The organism is Nostoc sp. DedQUE04 (genome assembly GCF_034530995.1).
Taxonomy (GTDB): domain Bacteria; phylum Cyanobacteriota; class Cyanobacteriia; order Cyanobacteriales; family Nostocaceae; genus Nostoc.
Genome location: NZ_JAVRCA010000021.1, coordinates 70849 through 88757, shown reverse-complemented (window position 1 = coordinate 88757; position 17909 = coordinate 70849). Strand labels below are relative to the sequence as shown.

The window sequence follows — 17909 nt, the reverse complement described above, 5'->3', positions numbered from 1 at the left end:
CTATTATCCTCTATAAGCTTTGACGGATTTTTCAACTAAAGCTGCAACCTTGTCTACATCTTGCCAACCGAGAATTTCAGTCACCTTTTTTTCCAAATTTTTATAACTACGGAAAAATTCAGCAATTTCATCTAAGCGGTGTGGTGATACGTCTTTCAGAGATTTTACCTGAGTGTAGCGCGGATCTTTGTCAGGAACACAAAGGATTTTTTCATCGCGATCGCCACCGTCAATCATCTCCAAAAAGCCAATTGGTCGCGCAGCAATAATACAGCCGGGAAAGGTCGGCTCATCAATTATGACCATACCATCTAGGGGATCGCCATCATCAGCCAAAGTATTGGGTACAAAGCCGTAGTCATAAGGATATTGTACTGAGGAATAAAGTACTCGGTCTAGAGCAAAAGCTTGTAGTTCCTTGTCGTATTCGTATTTATTTTTACTTTTGCCAGTAATTTCAATCAGAACGTTGATTAGACCAGGTTTCGGTTGGGCAGGAATACGAGATAAGTCCACAAAAAACTCCTCTGATAACTGTGAATCATGGGGGCACTCTGTCAGCTTCGCTCCCCGTGTAGAATTTTAGGGCAATATGGATCTCTTCCCAAGGTATTTGTTTTATGGCATAGGGCACTGGGGAAGAAACTTTCAGATGTAACCTATTCCCTTGAATTAGCCAAAAAATAGAAAAAGCGTTACGAGCAAACTTCGCAACGCTTTTTCCAAGAGGGTATGATGGATATCTTCCGTCCTTAATTACTGTTAGAGGGATTTCTGTCCTAACAATGTTTAAGACAACTAAAATCTGGGTCACACAATCCAGATTTAGCTTATTTTTGACTAACTACAGCCACATCTACAGAGATTGTCTACAAAATCAGTGTTCTGCTTTTTTGTAGATATCCTTATGAGGAAATGGGACTGGAAAGCTCGATCAATCTTGATTTGTTTGTATATTTTGGATCAAAGGTTGCTGGTTATTTTGAACATTAGTTGAAGAATAGTGGGCGATGACAAATACGGGTAGGGTAAGAGTCAACAGAGCGATCGCAGTTCCCACAATGTCTGCCAAACGTTGGGAATATGTATCGGCATTGGCAGACTGGCTATTTGAATTCATACAAAATTGAAGTTCTTCGCAACACTGTGTAGGTTTACTCTCTGAGTGAGAGTATTAATGCTATTTTAGCTATTTTTAAACTGTAAAATGTGTAGCATTCTACAATTTAAATCAGTTATACAACTGTCATAATAGCCTTTTTATACATGGAATTCTTAATACAAAGTTACAAACAAGCAAATCATGTTTTATTTTGTAATTAATATTTTCAGGTGTTTCCTTGTATGGTGTAACGGGTTGCATACGTAAAGCAAACTTTGACAGCATCATAAGTTACATTTTTTCGCTGATTAAAGATTAATTAGCAAAACATATTTATCCGATACTTCATGATTATAACATTCTATAAAGCTTTTGATAAGGTCATTTTACTGGAATTGCTAATTTGTGATACAGGACACAAAACCGCAATTGCACTGATAGATATTCAGTGCTTTTGATTGTTATATAGTAGTTATACACAAAATATTTGACACCAGAGAAGAAATAGTAGTAATGATTTTTGTAACCAATGATAACTACCGAATAAACACAGATACATTAACTGTATAAGGCTGAATGGATTCAGTGATATCACTAAACAAATATTTAAGAATTTAAATTTTGCAATCTGTGTAATATTACAGCCGTTTTGTCAATCTATATAAAGATAGAGTAAACAAGTTTTAGAAGGTAGCCTAGAGGTGTAGTAAGTTATTACCAAATCCCCATATCTGAACAAAATACCCAATCCCAATTTCCAGATTCTAAATCCGTATAACTTTTTGAATAAATCAAAATCTCAGACGAGAAATTGTATAACAAATTAATCAGCTAAAAAAACCGCCACTAAATATAATAGGGCGGTTTAGTTAAGCAATCGGAGGGTAATTACAGATTACTCTGCTAATAAATGAAATTGCTGTAACGACGTTTGCATTAAATTGAGGATTGGGGATTGGACATTGGGCATGGGGCATGGGGCATGGGGCATTGGGCATTGGGCATTGGGCATTGGGCATGGGGCATGGGTTATTCTCCCCTTGTCTTTTTCTTCTCTACGTTCGCGCAGCGTGTCGCAGACAGACGCTGCGCGTAGCTTGCTTCCCTGTAAGGGTACAATTTTGAATTTTGAGTCGCACCTTTGGTGCGCTAGAAGCGCAAGTTGAATTTTGAATTGATTTCTCCCCACCCCCTACTGCCTTCCATAAACACTGATTGGTTCCTTGATAAATCGGGTATAAAGATGCTTAAAGGTAGACTTAATGACGCGGGGCATACCAAAATCAATGGGTATTAAATTGTCTGGTAGCCGCCAATCTTCTATTTTTAATAAGTCAGGATTTAAATGTGGAAACTCTATGGCAGCAAGTTCTGGACAAACTCCTAGCCTTTGAGAAGCTGCAACTGTGGGCACTTGTTCAGGAGAAACATTGAGGATTTCTACCATTGCCCGATCTAAGGCAAATATATCTGATGCGGCTGCTAAAATACCCAGTTGGCGAGGTTCCCCATTGCTGGGGCCATTACCTTCGTGACCGATGATGCCATCTAATATCGTTAAGTTAGGGTTAATTGCCCTGGCAGTTTCTACTAACATTTCACCAAATCTATTCGCGTCTTTTCCCGCTTCCATGTGCCACCAAGCTTTCATTTTGCCGGGAACGCAACCAAACAAGTTTTTTACGCCTAGTGTTAATGTTAACTGGGCATGTGATTTAACTTTCGGTAGGTTAATCACTACGTCTGCTTCCATTGCTTCTTTAGACAGTCGCAGATGGTTAAAATTGTCACTGACGGTTTGGTAACGCTGACCGTGAAAATCGATGATGGGAAGATTGAGTTCTTCTAAAATAGGCAGATAGCCATTTGCTATTGCTACGCCCTTGGCACTACCAAAAGCAGGACTATCGCCCAAAAATGGCTTACCGCCAACTTCAATTACCATTTGGGCAACTTCATAAACTAGTTCGGCACGGGTGATACACTCTTTACCAGGACGCGATCCGGTAAGTAGATTCGGTTTGAGTAAAACGCGATCGCCTTTTTTTACAAACGCTGCCATTCCTCCAAAAGGTTCCAGCAGCGTGACTAAGGATTCTCTTAAAGCCTCTTGTTCGTAAGATGTAGCCCGAATAAGACTAACAGCTGGTTTTTGAGTCTGCATGGTATAGGTAGGGGATAGAGGGAGCAGGGGGAGCAGGGGAAGTAGGGGAAGCACGGGAAGTAGGGGAAGCAGGGGAAGCAGGGGAAGAAGAACTATTAATTATTGTCCAATGTCCAATGCCCAATGCCCAATGCCCAATGCCCCATGCCCAATGCCCAATGCCCCATGCCCCATGCCCCATAATCTATTATTCTGTTTTGAGTGGTACGATACCACTCATTTGTTCTAGATTTAACACTGTGGCTAAATCTGTTTCATTCATTAATCCGCGTTCTAAAACAATTTGCCGTAAAGATTTACCAGTTTCTAAAGATTCTTTGGCGACAGCTGCGGCATTTAAATAACCGATGTGGGTATTTAGGGCGGTTACTAAAGCTAAACTGCCTTCAGCATAAGCTAAACAACGTTCCTGATTGGCAGTAATTCCCTCAATGCAGCGTTCTGTGAGTGCAGCGATGGTATTGCCGAGAATTTCGATACTGTGAATCAAGTTATAGGCAATTAGCGGCATCATCACATTTAATTCTAATTGTCCGGCTTGGGCGGCTAAAGCGATCGCACTATCGTAACCCATCACCTGAAAGCACACCATTGATGTCATCTCTGCCATCACTGGGTTATATTTCCCTGGCATAATCGAGGAACCGGGTTGCACTGGAGGCAGTTGAATTTCTTTGAAACCAGTTTTCGGCCCCGAATCCATCAACCGTAAATCATGAGATATTTTGGCTAAATCCTGGGCTAGGTTCCGCAAAGCACCAGAAACATTTACAAATGGCGCCATACTTTGCATAGCTGCCATGAGATGGGGTGCAGGTTCTAAAGGAGTATCAATCAATTCTGAAAGAACTTCTACCACGCGGGCGCGATACAAAGGATGAGTATTTAATCCCGTTCCGGCTGCACTACCTCCCAAACCCAGCACCATCAAATCACCAGAGGCGGTATAAATCCGGTTTTGGTGTTCTGTAAGAATTTGCGCCCATGCGCGAAAATTGTCGCCCAAGCGCACTGGTACTGCGTCTTGTAAGTGAGTTCTGCCAGATTTGACGATATCTTGAAATTCTACAGCTTTGTTTTCTAAAGATGCGATCGCACCATCTATTGCTGGGTGTAATGTTTTAGATAATGCCAATAATCCACCAATCCGAATTGCAGTCGGAATCACATCATTGGTAGACTGCCCATAATTAACGTGGTCATTAGGACTAACACGTTTGTAATTGCCCTTTTCTTCACCAAGTATTTCTAAGGCGCGATTTGCGAGAACTTCATTGACATTCATGTGATGGGATGTTCCAGCACCCGCTTGATAAACATCCACAACAAATTGATCTCGGAACTTCCCAGCTAAGATTTCATCAGTTGCTTGGACAATCGCCTGACTAATATCTTGGGGAATGCAATTTAGTTCTCCATTGACAATTGCTGTAGCTTTTTTAATGATTAATCCTGCATCTACGTAGGTAGCTAAAGGCTTAATGCCGCTAATGGGGAAGTTTTCTATGGCTCGTAGCGTTTGTATACCGTAATAAACGCTACTAGCAATTTGGCGATCGCCCATCGAATCGCGTTCGATGCGGAATTGAGAGTCTGTGTGTTCAGTCATAGTATTGTTTTAAGAGAGCTTCAGAAAACAGATTTTCCCACGCAGGCACACTCAGATACACTAATCTGCATATATTTTGCATATTTGCTTGCCAGGTTGTTGCTTTACACTTGTTAATTTTGAATTTTGAATTTTCAATGACGCTACCCAACTGGATTACCTTCTCTCGCCTTCTAGGTGTACCATTTCTGCTTTATGGCTTGTACAACCCCACACCACAAGCTAGGTGGATATGTTTGGCGATTTTTATCGTTGCGGCGTTAACTGATTGGTTAGATGGCTATTTGGCGCGGAAACTCAACCAAATTAGTGAGTTGGGTAAATTTCTCGACCCCTTAGTGGATAAATTTCTAGTACTAGCGCCATTGATGGTTTTGATTGAACTAGAAAAAATACCGACTTGGGGAGTATTTTTGATTTTAGCGCGGGAATTAGCGATCGCTGGTTGGCGGGTGAATCAAACGACGATTACCGGGGCGAATATTTGGGGTAAACTCAAAACTGTTAGTCAAATAGTGGCGATCGCACTTTTAATTGCACCCTTACCTGAAGTGTGGCAAACTCCCTCTCTGATTGCCTTTTGGGTTTCTGTTGCCCTAACTTTAATTTCTGGTGGTATTTATCTTTTGCCGCAAAATCCAATTAAGGAAAATACCATATTAGATGTAAAGTGAACCACGAATAAGCTACACAGGAATATTGGCAACAACCTCAAAACTCAGAATTTCAAGAGCAAAACTCGGAATTTTGAGATCAAAACTCAAAACTTCGAGATCAGAACTGGAAACTTCGAGATCAGAACTGGAAACTTCGAGATCAGAACTCGAAACTTGAGATTCAAAACTCGAAACTTCAGGATCAGAACTGGAAACTTCGAGATCAAAACTCGGAATTTCGAGATCAGAACTCGGAATTTCGAGATCAGAACTCGAAACTTGAGATTCAAAACTCGAAACTTCAGGATCAGAACTGGAAACTTCGAGATCAAAACTCGGAACTCGGAATTTTTAGAATTCGCAAACAAGTAAAGAGTTGAGTTGAACGAATACGAGAGGCAAATTTAGCGATTCACTTTTACACAGCTAATACTTTATTTATCAAAATCATAGCTAGGTAATCCAGTAACATCAGTTTGGAGAGCAAACAAATCACCTGAGTAGAAACTTTTTTCTATCTCCGCTTGGCTGAGTCCAACTGAAGCGGTAGTAATGTAGAGTGTTTGCAAATCTTTGCCACCAAAGGTACAACTCGTTACGAGTGGAACGGGTAGATTAATCCGCAATATTTCTTCACCCTTGGGATTGAAACGAATCACACACCACCCATCCCACATCGCTGACCAAATATTTCCTTGACTATCTATTGTTAACCCATCTGGATGGAAAGATTCATGAGTTAAATCAACAAAAGTTCTGCGGTTGATAATATTACCTGTTACTGAATCAAAGTCATAAGCATATATTTTTTGGTGAGGAGAATCAGCTAAGTAAAATGTCTTCTGATCTGGACTCCAACCCAACCCATTAGAGATAGTCAATCCTGTTTCCATCACATGTAATGAGCCATCAGCATCATAACGATAGAGGCTAGCATGGGGTTTTTCTGAAGAAGACATTGAACCGATCCAAAAGCGGCCTTGAGGGTCACATTTGCCATCATTGAGACGGTTCTCTGGCAGATTTGCTTCAATCTCCAAAATGGGAGTAACTTCGCCTGTCTGGGTGTTGAGAAATGCTAGGTGATGACGTAGTGCCATAATTAATCTATCTGCACCTGCTGTTGCGATCGCACCTACCACATCTCCCACATCAAAAAAGCGATTTTCCCCCGTAGCAGGATTGAACTGATGCACCCGATGGTTGTAGATATCAACCCAATACAGTAGGTTTTGGGTAGAGTCCCAGATCGGCCCTTCACCCAAGCGGGCACGGGCTTCTAGAACATTGTGGAGTGGATATTGTCCCATAAGTAGTTAATTTAAAGATGAAATTAAAGTATATTTTTTTCCTTCGTATCTGCTTAGTCTGTACTATTAAATTATTGGTTTAACTTAATAAAATCTGGATTTTCTACTTGATTATCATTCTTTTTATTTTCAACCATTTTGATAATAATTCGGGTTGAAACTTACTATAATTTTTTCTTCTAAATTATAATTACATTCCAGATATCTATCTTCATCCAAAAAATAAGCATTTTGTTTATAGCATTCAGTAATTATTAAAATAAAATCTTTAATGCTTTGACAAATTATATCTAAAACATCATCTTTAGGAATCCGTACAACTGATCGATCGTCTGACAAAGTTCTAACGCAATAGTAATCACCTCCACTACCGTATAAAAAAGGAATCATATCTGGTTGCCATCCCCAACAGTCTGGATTTTTATGTACGCTATACAAACGATTTCTAACGCTATCTATTTTATCAATTTCGATTAAATTATATCCAGGAAGTAAGTATGTAGGAAAATCAAAATTATTAGGAAGTTCAAAACAACATCCTTTCACACATGAATATATAGCAATTAAACCTTCAGAACTTGGATGAGTTGTAATGCTATTATGAATTTCATCATCGAGTAAACCTTCTTTTAAAACAGCAATGTATCCAGGTCTTTGTTTTTCAATAATTTCTAGGAGATTTCTGAAAGATTGTTGAATATTTTCGCGTTCGTTCATTTTCCAATATATTTTTGATTTACAAAAACGTGTGAATTAGGTATCAATCCAGTTGAAATATAAGGTTCAGATTCCCGACTTATTTAAATAAGTCGGGAATCTAGTTATGAAACAGCTTGTAAAATTTCCTCATCTACAGAGAAATCAACATCAGCTTTGTCTTTTGCATTAGCCAAATAATCATTTTCCAAAGAATCTTGTAACCCAGAAATCAAATCATATTCAGGATGCCAGTTTAATTCTGTTTGCGCTTTATTTACCGAAGCAAAGAAATGCTGCACCCGCATCGGAAAAGCTTTGCGTTTGCCGAAATCAAACTTTTTCGGGTCGTAGTGGACGATTTTGACAGCATCGGGTGATTTGCCAGCCGCAATAGCGCTAGCACGGGCTAAACCATCAAAAGTGACAAAGCGATCGCCAGAGATATTATAAATCTGTCCTATGGCTTTTTCATTGCCCAAAACCTGAGTCATTGCCTGTGCTAAGTCCTTAACATGACCTAGTTGGGTGATATGCAACCCATTTCCGGGAATAGGAACGGGGCGATCGCGCACAATTCTGTCAAAAAACCAGCCTTCTAACTCATTATAATTACGAGGCCCGTAAATATAAGTAGGACGAATGGAAGTAAAAGGTAATCCCAATTGAGTCAGGTAAGCTTCTGTTTCATGTTTACCCTTATGACGACTTTTGGGATCTACTGCATCGCCTTCTACATGGGGCAATTGATCGGATTTGAGATACACTCCCGCAGAACTCATATACACAAAATGTTGCACTCGGTCTTGAAAAATTTCTGCTAATGGTTGAGTATCAGTAAGTTCTCGTCCGTTATTGTCAAAAATGACATCAAAGTTTTCTTGTGATAATTTTGCTTTTAATTGAGTAGCATCTGTGCGATCGCCTATAATTTGTCCTACTCCCTTTAAAGAAGGTGCTGGCCGATTTCCACGATTGAACAGCACCACCTCGTGTCCTTGTTCCACCAGTAATTGAGTCAAATAAACACCAATGAACCGAGTACCACCCATAATCAGAATTCGCATAAATTCACCCTTTCATATCAGTTTTCATTGAGGGAGTAGGGACTGGGGACTAGGAATTAGGGAGACAAAAAGAAATAACTAATGCCCAATGCCCCATGCCCAATGCCCCATGCCCAATCTGAGATTATCAGGTTGTAGTATCCATCTGGAACCTCTAAGGGAAAGATTCCGTCTTATGTGCTAATCTGGGGCGCTTCCCGTTAATTAATCACAAGAGGAAACTTTTAAGTTAACGTCATCAAGTTGGCCTTTGTATTTTCCATTTATTCAAGTTAGCTGTGCCCTTGAAACATGCTCTGGTTCATGAGTGGCTAACACCCAAAGCCACCGGTGGTTCAGAACTCGTTGTCCGAGAAATTTTGAATCACATTGATGCTGATTTGTATGCTCTCATCGATTTTGAATCCAGCAATCCTGAAAGTTATTTATATAAGCGTCAAATTGGTAAGACGTTTCTCCAGAACTTTCCTTATGCCCGCAACGGTATACAAAAATACTTGCCTTTGTGGCCCTTGGCAATTGAACAAATGGATTTGCGGCATTATGATGTCATTCTGTCTTCATCCCATGCTGTTGCCAAAGGAATCCTTACCACTCCCGAACAGATGCATATTTGCTACTGTCACAGCCCTATGCGCTATGCCTGGGACTTGACCTTTGATTATCTGCACCACAGCAAACTAGGTAGTGGCTTACCTGGATGGGTGACGCGATATTTATTACATCGTTTGCGCCAGTGGGATGTATTGAGTGCCAATCGCGTTGATTATTTCATTGCCAACTCGCAACATACAGCTCGGCGGATTTGGCGTTGCTATCGACGAGAAGCAACAGTCATTTACCCACCAGTGAATATTGCTCAATTTCCGTTTCTGTCTGAGAAAGAAGACTTCTACCTGACAGTTTCCCGGTTAGTGAGTTACAAGCAAATATCGTTGATTGTCAAGGCTTTTAATCAACTAAAACGACCGTTAGTAGTCATTGGTACAGGAGATGAAATGAACAAGATTCGCGAGATGGCAAACTCTAATATCCAAATACTGGGATGGCAACCCGATAATGTGGTAAAAAAATATATGTCTAGGGCTAAGGCGTTTGTATATGCAGCTTGTGAAGATTTTGGTATTGCCTTAATAGAAGCACAAGCTTGCGGCACGCCAGTGATTGCTTATGGTGCAGGGGGTGCTTTAGAAACAGTGCGAGATATTCGCTCTGATGCGGATACAGGGACAGGTATATTTTTCAAGACGCAAACAGAGGCGGCTTTGGTGGAGGCAGTAGAAAAATTTGAAATGTATGAGGGTTCATTCAATTCTGAGTATATGCGATCGCACGCTGCGCAGTTTTCACCGCAAATCTTTGCAGATCGTTATCTAGATTTTGTAAACAAGTGCAACGAAAAAAGACCATTTTTGCAATGATGGTCTTGATTAACGTCTTATTTTTTTAGGCTTTTGGCAATTTCCCCCAGAAGCATCTCATTTTGGCTTTAATATTGGGACTATGTGTGGTGTGGATTATTAAGGAGTATGATGACTGCCCAGAGCTCACTCCTCTCCGGCAAGCGAGGCGTAAGGCAAGACACTAGAGCGTCTGTGCGTTTCTTAAAACGCGGTCAAAAAACGAAGACGCCAAAAGTTAAGCCCAAAGGTTTATCTTTTCAGGGTTTAAACGGAGAGTTTGCCAAGCGACTGTTCGATATAGTGTTTTCGCTGTCGGTATTGATTTTGTTCTTCCCCGTCTACTTAATTTTGGCCTTGCTGATTGCCTTCAGCTCAGAAGGGCCAATATTTTATGTCCAGGAACGGGTAGGGAAAAATTACAAAGCGTTTAATTGTATTAAATTCCGAACAATGGTAAGCAATGCGGATGAAATCCTCATGCAAATGATGGAAACATCGCCCGAATTGCGACAAGAATTTGAGAGCAGTTTTAAGCTAAAACAAGACCCCCGGATTACCAAAATTGGTCGATTTTTGCGAATTACTAGCTTAGACGAATTTCCCCAGTTCTGGAACGTTTTAAAAGGGGATATGAGTGTAGTCGGGCCCCGACCCTTGGTAAGAGAAGAACTTCCAAAATACGGTTATCACATTGATGAGATTTTAACAATCCGTCCAGGAATTACTGGTTTGTGGCAGGTATCTGGGCGTAATGACATTCCCTATCCTCGGAGAGTCCAAATAGACCTGCATTATGTCAAATTTAGGAATTTCTGGCTTGATTTATGGATCATCTTGAAAACTGTTGATGTAGTAATTCTACCCAAAAATAACGGCGCATACTAAGTAAATACTTAGGGTGGATTCTGTGGGGCAGTTAATGCCCCTAAGTACCAATTCTCCCCTCACAGGATTGCTCATGTTTATTTCTATCATTTGTGCTTTTCTACTTAATTCAGACTTCTGTGAGTGTGGATATTTGGTACTTTTGCCAGAAGTCTAATTTCAAATGGCTATTTTATTAAGTCTTCACATAACTAGAGATATATGAAGTTTTGACAAAAAATATATAAAAAAATAATCTCGATCGTCTGGTAAAAGAAAATATACATAATTAAATAATTTTGAGTTATCTAAATGTTGGACTTACGTGCTAAATTGCTTTTTCTTCAGTATATTTATTTACGGAAAAAGTCTCATAAAAACAAGAACTCGTAGGTTTCCCATTAGGCAATTCAGCAATTAGTTGCTAGGTTGTATCAGATTGGCTGTAACTTTTTAATCAAAGACAATAAGGGATAATTGAGCATGACGCAACAGAAGCGAGCGTTGATTACTGGTATTACTGGACAAGATGGTTCATATCTAAGTGAGTTTTTGTTGGAACAAGGTTATGAGGTTCATGGGGTAATTCGCCGGACTTCTACCTTCAACACAGACCGCATCGATCACATTTACGAAGACCCCCACAAAGAGGGAGTGCGCTTGTTTCTTCACTACGGTGACTTGACAGACGGTACAACGTTACGGCGTATTTTAGAAGAAGTAAAGCCAGTAGAAATTTACAACCTCGGCGCTCAATCCCACGTCAGAGTCAGCTTTGATTCACCAGAATACACAGTAGATGCAGTAGGAATGGGGACATTGCGTCTGTTGGAAGCAATTCGAGACTACCAGCATCGTACCGGAATTCAGGTGCGATTTTACCAGGCGGGTTCTTCAGAAATGTATGGTTTAGTACAAGCAATACCTCAAACTGAGACAACGCCCTTTTATCCCCGCAGTCCCTATGCCTGTGCGAAAGTTTACGCTCACTGGCAAACTGTAAATTATCGTGAATCTTATAATTTGTTTGCTTGTAATGGCATACTTTTTAACCACGAGTCACCACGGCGGGGTGAAACCTTTGTAACCCGCAAAATTACTAGAGCGGTAGCTGGTATCGTTGCTGGGAAGCAGAAAAAGATTTATATGGGTAATCTAGATGCCAAGCGAGATTGGGGCTATGCGAAGGATTACGTCAAAGCAATGTGGTTGATGTTGCAGAAAGACCAGCCAGACGATTACGTAATTGCTACTGGTGAAACCCACTCGGTACGAGAGTTTTTGGAACTGGCATTTAGTTATGTGAATCTTAATTGGCAAGATTATGTAGAGTTTGATGAGCGTTACCTGCGTCCATCTGAAGTAGAGTTGTTGATTGGCGATTCTACCAAAGCACGGCAGAACTTGGGCTGGGCACCATCAGTAACCTTTGAAGAACTAGTTTCCCTAATGGTAGAAGCAGACTTACAAGCATTGGGTCATACTTCACCCAATGGAAAAGGTTCGCAATTTCCAGATGACATTGCGACTATTCGTCAAACACTGGGCGCTTTGCACTTCTGATTTGGCATCACAGAGGATAAAATATGACCGCCTTAGAACTAAAAAATAAACGGATTCTAGTCACTGGTGGATCGGGGTTTCTAGGCCGTCAGGTGATAGATCAATTGTGTAAAGCAGGAGCCGATCGCGAGAAAATTACAATACCGCGATCGCGCGATTTCGATTTGCGTGTCTGGGAAAATAGTCAGCGTGCAGTTGACCAGCAAGACATAATCATCCATCTAGCAGCTCATGTCGGTGGTATCGGTTTAAACCGCGAAAAACCCGCAGAGTTGTTTTACGATAACTTGATCATGGGAACCCAGCTAATTCACGCTGCGTATCAAGCTGGAGTAGAAAAATTTGTTTGTGTTGGCACAATCTGCGCCTATCCTAAATTCACTCCAGTACCATTCAAAGAAGACGATCTGTGGAATGGTTACCCAGAGGAAACTAACGCCCCTTACGGAATTGCAAAAAAAGCGCTTTTAGTTCAATTGCAATCTTACCGTCAGCAGTACGGTTTTAATGGGATTTACCTACTGCCAGTAAATTTATATGGCCCAGAAGATAACTTTGACCCCGGAAGTTCTCATGTCATTCCAGCATTAGTTCGCAAAGTTCACGAAGCCCAAATTAATGCAGAAAAACAACTTGCAGTTTGGGGTGATGGCAGTCCTACCCGTGAGTTTCTCTATTCAGAAGATGCAGCGCGGGGGATTGTGATGGGGACTCAATTCTATAACGAATCGGAACCAGTTAATTTGGGAACAGGTTATGAAATCTCCATTCTTGATTTAGTAACTCTAATTTGCGACTTGATGGAGTTTAAGGGGGAAATTGTGTGGCAAACTGATAAGCCTAATGGTCAACCCCGCCGCTGTTTAGATACTGAACGGGCAAATCTTGCCTTTAATTTCACGGCTCAGGTGAGCTTTGAGCAAGGGCTAAAGAATACCATTGAGTGGTATCGTCAACACGCTGCATAACAATGTACTGCTGAATGTAGAGTGATACAAGCTGGGCGATGCCCAGCTTATTTTTTTGAATATTTTTATTTATATGGACAAAGTTAATCATCAACTAAATAAAGCACAACTGCGCCGCACTCTACTTAAAAGACGTAAATCAATGTCCGTTGGAGAATGGAGAGAAAAAAGCGATCGCTTATGCTTTCATTTACAAAATTCTACTTTGTTTACCCAAGCAAAAACAATACTCGCTTATTTCAGCTTTCGCCAAGAACCCGATCTCACTCCACTATTTGCAAACACAAAATACCGTTGGGGATTTCCTCGCTGCGTTGATAAATCCCTATGTTGGCATATTTGGACACCGAGTGTTCCTATCCAAAGTGGCGCTTATGGGATTAGTGAACCACACCCCGACGCTCCAATCTTAGATGCTGCCGAAGTAGATTTGATTCTCGTCCCTAGTGTCGCTTGTGACTATCAAGGATATCGCTTAGGCTATGGCGGCGGATATTACGATCGCTTGCTCAGTTTACCGCAATGGCAGACAAAGCCGACTATCGGAATTGTCTTTGATTTTGCCTATTTGTCTCATATACCTATTGAACCTTGGGATAAACCACTACAAGTTATTTGTACGGAAACCGGATTGACTCATAAAGGTTCCAGGATTCAGGATAATGAGGACACATTATCAAATGTTTTATGACTAATCCAACGTCATCTACCACTGAGCAGGAAGCAATAATTGACGAAATTATAGCAAGTAGTCTCCAAGCTCAACAAAAAACAGGCCCAGACCTCCGCCAAATTCATAGCAAAAGTCATGGACTCGTTTGGGGAGAGTTTATTATTGAACCCAATCTTCCTGAAGACCTAAAAGTAGGTTTGTTCAAAACGCCTCAAACCTATCCTGCGTGGATTCGTTTCTCTAGTGGTGGTTCGCCTGAAAAACGTGGTAAATTTCACTCTGATAGCCAGCCTGATGTTCGCGGTATCGCCATCAAGGTGATGAATGTGGACGGGCAAAAAGTCTTGGATGATGAAGAAAAAACTCAAGATTTTATACTCAACAATTATCCTATTTTCTTGACTAAAGATGTTCGTGATTACGCCGATCTTTCCCAAGCAGGTAGTGGAAAACTTTCCCCAGAACGGCTGGAAGAACTTGGTTACGCCTTTGCAATCTTGCAAAAAATTGGTAGCAAAAAGTTAGGAAATCCACTTTTGATTCAATATTGGAGTATGGCTCCGTTTAAATTTGGTGAGCGGATTGTAAAATTATCTGTCAAATCTCAACAGCCTGAAAAACCACCAGAAACACTTCCAGAATCAGAAAATTACCTTCGAGAAACGCTGGTCAAATATTTGACTGAAGAAGGTCGAGAAGCGTCTTTTGACTTCCTAATTCAGTTTTATGTAGATGACGACAAAACACCGATTGAAGACCACGTTCAAGAATGGCAAGAAGCAGATTCACCGTTTATTAAAGTTGCAACTGTCCGTATTCCCAGTCAGAAATTTGATTTTGAAGAACGCAAACGTTTAGATGAGGGTTCGCTGTTTTCCCCTTGGCATACACTGCTAGAGCATGAGCCTGTTGGCAGTGTGAATCTTTCTCGTAAGAGGCTTTACAGCGAACTTGCAAAGTATCGGCGAGAACAAATTGCCCAACGATCGCGGGAACCACAACCTTATGTAGCGATTGAAGATTAACGACTATAAATTGGTTTCAAACTGTAAAATAAATTTTTGAAAGCGGTGTGCACAGTATCTCAGTTTATTGCAATAATATCTGACTAGTAAAACTTGATAAACCCAGATTCCCGAATTTTCTAACAAGTCAGGAATCTGGTTTTTAACGAATAATTTTAGGACTGTTGTAGATGATTCTTTTGTGGATAATAGCTTAAAAAATCTGATAAATATTTATTTAATTTGTACAACACAATGCCTTTTCTTTATTAGAGACCAAGATGAATAAAGATAGTGAACTAACTCAAAAACTGAATAATATATTGATTAAATCCGCAGATCGAGAATCCGTTATTAATTTATTGAGATTGAGTAATTATTCAAAAACCGAATCAATTAAAATTTTAAAAAATGCTTTGAGCATTTCTTATTATGAGGCACAAGATATCATTCACAATAGTCAAACATGGAGTGATGTAAAAGAAGTTGATGAAAAAATAATGAACGACTTCTTTGATGTACTGGAAGAATTAGGGAGTTCAAAAAGTGAAGAGACTTAATTGTATTAATATCAAACCATTTTACTTGGAGTGAAGATGCTACAGAAATTATAGGATTTACAACCATTGGTAGAGCAACAATTTATACTTTAAAAATGAATCGTCCGCAATTAACTCGTGTGCGGAAAATGTGGGTGAAAATGGGTGAGCATCCACGAAATATTTGAGCAAGTGCAAAATATTGAAAGCAAGTTATAGCGTTATCAAGAAAGTTGTAATAAATATTTAGAGAACTGGGAAAGTTATTAATCAAATGCTGAACTGGAAAAAGTCACGATCGCAAAATCTATTAATGTATGCGCTGTTGGGAACGATCGCACTGTTGATGCTCTTTCCTTTACTATGGCTAATCAGTACATCCTTGAAATCGCCAACGGAAAATATTTTTCAGTCGCCGCCACAATTGCTACCCAGTCAACCGACACTCAATAACTTCTCTAGTGTGTGGAACTCCCTACCTTTTGGACAATACCTGTATAACAGTATTTTGGTGTCAGTGCTGACTGTGGGCTTAAATCTGCTGTTTTGCGCTTTAGCTGCCTATCCCTTGGCAAGATTATCGTTTGTCGGGCGAGACTGGATTTTTGTAGCGATCGTCTCTACGATTATGATTCCCTTCCAAATCGTGATGATTCCCCTTTATATTTTGACAGTCCAGATGGGTTTGAGAAATACTTATTTAGGGATGATTTTTCCGAGTTTAGCTTCTGCTTTTGGCATTTTTCTGTTGCGCCAAGCTTTCATGAGTGTCCCCAAAGAAATAGAAGAAGCCGCCCGGATGGATGGCAGCTCAGAGTTAGGTTTGTGGTGGCATATTATGTTACCAGCAGTTCGCCCAGCACTGGTAACTTTAGCTATTTTTGTATTCATTGGTGCTTGGAGTGACTTTTTGTGGCCTTTAATTGTCATCCAAGACGAAAATTTATATACTCTTCCCTTGGGAGTCGCAAAGCTAGCAGGTACATTTTCCCTTGACTGGCGGTTAGTAGCGGCTGGCTCAGTGATTGCGATCGCTCCAGTATTATTACTATTTTTGTTTTTACAACGTTACATTGTACCCACAGAAACAGGTAGCGGAGTCAAGGGGTGAAGAAGAATTCAGAAGTCAGAAGTCAGAACAAGAAAGTGGTAGATGAGGGAGATGAGGGAGATGAGGGAGACAAGGGAGACAAGGGAGACAAGGGGACAAGGAGATAAACAAAACTCCTAACTCTTACCTCTTAACTCAGCACGGGCTAAACGCCCCGCTGACGCTAACAGTACTCCTAATGCCCAATGCTCTAATTTAATAAGCCCCAGTCTTTTTCAAGACTACCCAGATAGTTTTAATAATCAGACTCAGATCGTAAGTTACAGACCACTTGCGTTGATAATCTATATCCATTTTGACAATGGTTTCAAAGTCTGTAATGCTGGAACGCCCATTAGCTTGCCATTCGCCGGTAATGCCTGGTTTGACTCGCAATCTATCCCAGTGATGTGGATCGTAATTGCTGACTTCATCAGGAGTAGGTGGACGAGTACCAACTAAACTCATGTCCCCTAACAAAACATTCCAAAATTGAGGGAATTCATCCAAGCTAGTACGCCGCAAAAATTTACCAACAGGAGTAATGCGAGGATCGTCAACGGATTTAAAAATATGACCTTTGGCTTGGTTCTCAACCAAATGCTTGAATTTATCAGCATCGACTATCATTGAGCGGAATTTCCAGATGCGGAAAGTTTTTCCGTTTAAACCACAGCGAATTTGAGAATAAAATATTGGACTTGGCTCATGAATAAAAGTAGCAATTGCTACAGGAATTGCTATTATAAATGTAACAATCAGCCCGACAATGGCTCCAACAATGTCAATTAATCGTTTTCTCACGCTTAATGTTGACGGGTGTGAAGGCTGTTGCAAACAATTAACTGAATAAAGATAAAGATTATTCACAAGAACTAACTTAGTTTTATAACAGGAATTTTTACATTAGTAGTGTAGACATAGACATGATTGTTAGGCGATTTTTTCTACTGTTGTCGATACTACCGAGTGTTAATGTACACAAATTTTAGCTGATATAAAAACCAAAAACCAAAAATTTACAGAATCTTTCAATTCAAGTGATAGATTGTAAAATTACGGTATTTTATCCATCTAATAAAAACTAATAAAAAGATAATACTATCGTACATATCCCACATATCCCAAAAATTACTGTGCTGAAGTACTAGTAGTAATTCGCAAAATTCCAAATGCTCGTAACATAAGCATTTGGAATTTT

General features: G+C 40.2%; 17 protein-coding genes. 9 read left to right on the top strand and 8 right to left on the bottom strand.

Annotated elements, in window-relative coordinates:
* Positions 1-3: 3 nt before the first annotated feature.
* The 4 genes from RM049_RS16715 to RM049_RS16700 form a co-directional block, all read right to left on the bottom strand.
* Positions 4-516 (bottom strand): inorganic diphosphatase, encoded by a 513-nt coding sequence (locus tag RM049_RS16715; protein ID WP_322690521.1) that lies wholly within the window; start codon positions 514-516, stop codon positions 4-6.
* Between the two features lie 418 nt (positions 517-934).
* The gene (locus RM049_RS16710) at positions 935-1120 is read right to left on the bottom strand and encodes a hypothetical protein (RefSeq protein ID WP_322683497.1); all 186 of its coding nucleotides are present in this window, start codon (positions 1118-1120) and stop codon (positions 935-937) included.
* 1174 nt (positions 1121-2294) lie between these two features.
* On the bottom strand, positions 2295-3266 hold the full coding sequence (locus tag RM049_RS16705; RefSeq protein ID WP_322704975.1) for a DUF362 domain-containing protein: 972 nt from the start codon (positions 3264-3266) through the stop codon (positions 2295-2297).
* A 187-nt stretch (positions 3267-3453) separates the two neighbouring features.
* Positions 3454-4875, bottom strand: a complete 1422-nt coding sequence (locus RM049_RS16700; protein WP_322704974.1) for an aspartate ammonia-lyase — start codon at positions 4873-4875, stop codon at positions 3454-3456.
* A gap of 137 nt (positions 4876-5012) precedes the next feature.
* Here RM049_RS16700 and pgsA point away from each other — a divergent pair, with 137 nt between their 5' ends.
* The gene (pgsA, locus tag RM049_RS16695) at positions 5013-5549 is read left to right on the top strand and encodes a CDP-diacylglycerol--glycerol-3-phosphate 3-phosphatidyltransferase (RefSeq protein ID WP_322704973.1); all 537 of its coding nucleotides are present in this window, start codon (positions 5013-5015) and stop codon (positions 5547-5549) included.
* A gap of 416 nt (positions 5550-5965) precedes the next feature.
* Here pgsA and RM049_RS16690 read toward each other — a convergent pair whose 3' ends face one another.
* From RM049_RS16690 to RM049_RS16680, 3 genes are all read right to left on the bottom strand, one after another.
* Positions 5966-6841 carry an SMP-30/gluconolactonase/LRE family protein gene (locus tag RM049_RS16690; RefSeq protein ID WP_322704972.1) on the bottom strand — a complete coding sequence of 292 codons (876 nt, stop codon included), beginning with the start codon at positions 6839-6841 and terminating at the stop codon, positions 5966-5968.
* A gap of 129 nt (positions 6842-6970) precedes the next feature.
* On the bottom strand, positions 6971-7558 hold the full coding sequence (locus tag RM049_RS16685) for an SMI1/KNR4 family protein (RefSeq protein WP_322704971.1): 588 nt from the start codon (positions 7556-7558) through the stop codon (positions 6971-6973).
* Positions 7559-7662: 104 nt separating this feature from the next.
* Entirely contained in the window at positions 7663-8604 is a 942-nt protein-coding gene (locus tag RM049_RS16680) for an NAD-dependent epimerase/dehydratase family protein (RefSeq protein WP_322704970.1), read from the bottom strand.
* Positions 8605-8882: 278 nt separating this feature from the next.
* On the opposite strand from RM049_RS16680, the gene RM049_RS16675 reads away from it, so the two are divergent.
* The 8 genes from RM049_RS16675 (at position 8883) to RM049_RS16640 (ending at position 16729) form a co-directional block, all read left to right on the top strand.
* Positions 8883-10025, top strand: coding sequence for a glycosyltransferase (locus tag RM049_RS16675; protein WP_322704969.1), 1143 nt, complete (start codon positions 8883-8885; stop codon positions 10023-10025).
* Between the two features lie 111 nt (positions 10026-10136).
* Positions 10137-10892: a sugar transferase gene (locus RM049_RS16670; protein WP_322671249.1), complete on the top strand. Its 756-nt coding sequence runs from the start codon at positions 10137-10139 to the stop codon at positions 10890-10892.
* A gap of 462 nt (positions 10893-11354) precedes the next feature.
* On the top strand, positions 11355-12434 hold the full coding sequence (gene gmd / locus RM049_RS16665) for a GDP-mannose 4,6-dehydratase (RefSeq protein ID WP_322683489.1): 1080 nt from the start codon (positions 11355-11357) through the stop codon (positions 12432-12434).
* A gap of 23 nt (positions 12435-12457) precedes the next feature.
* A complete protein-coding gene (locus RM049_RS16660) occupies positions 12458-13402 on the top strand; it encodes a GDP-L-fucose synthase (RefSeq protein WP_322690528.1) in 945 nt (314 codons plus the stop codon).
* 73 nt (positions 13403-13475) lie between these two features.
* Complete coding sequence (locus RM049_RS16655) at positions 13476-14093, top strand: 5-formyltetrahydrofolate cyclo-ligase (RefSeq protein ID WP_322704968.1); 618 nt, start codon at positions 13476-13478, stop codon at positions 14091-14093.
* Positions 14090-15100, top strand: a complete 1011-nt coding sequence (locus tag RM049_RS16650; protein ID WP_322704967.1) for a catalase family protein — start codon at positions 14090-14092, stop codon at positions 15098-15100. The genes RM049_RS16655 and RM049_RS16650 overlap by 4 nt, the downstream gene beginning before the upstream one ends.
* 260 nt (positions 15101-15360) lie before the next feature.
* The gene (locus RM049_RS16645) at positions 15361-15639 is read left to right on the top strand and encodes a hypothetical protein (protein ID WP_322704966.1); all 279 of its coding nucleotides are present in this window, start codon (positions 15361-15363) and stop codon (positions 15637-15639) included.
* 253 nt (positions 15640-15892) lie between these two features.
* Positions 15893-16729 (top strand): carbohydrate ABC transporter permease, encoded by an 837-nt coding sequence (locus tag RM049_RS16640; protein WP_322704965.1) that lies wholly within the window; start codon positions 15893-15895, stop codon positions 16727-16729.
* 195 nt (positions 16730-16924) lie between these two features.
* Here RM049_RS16640 and RM049_RS16635 read toward each other — a convergent pair whose 3' ends face one another.
* Positions 16925-17578 (bottom strand): sugar transferase, encoded by a 654-nt coding sequence (locus tag RM049_RS16635; RefSeq protein ID WP_322704964.1) that lies wholly within the window; start codon positions 17576-17578, stop codon positions 16925-16927.
* Positions 17579-17909 lie beyond the last annotated feature (331 nt).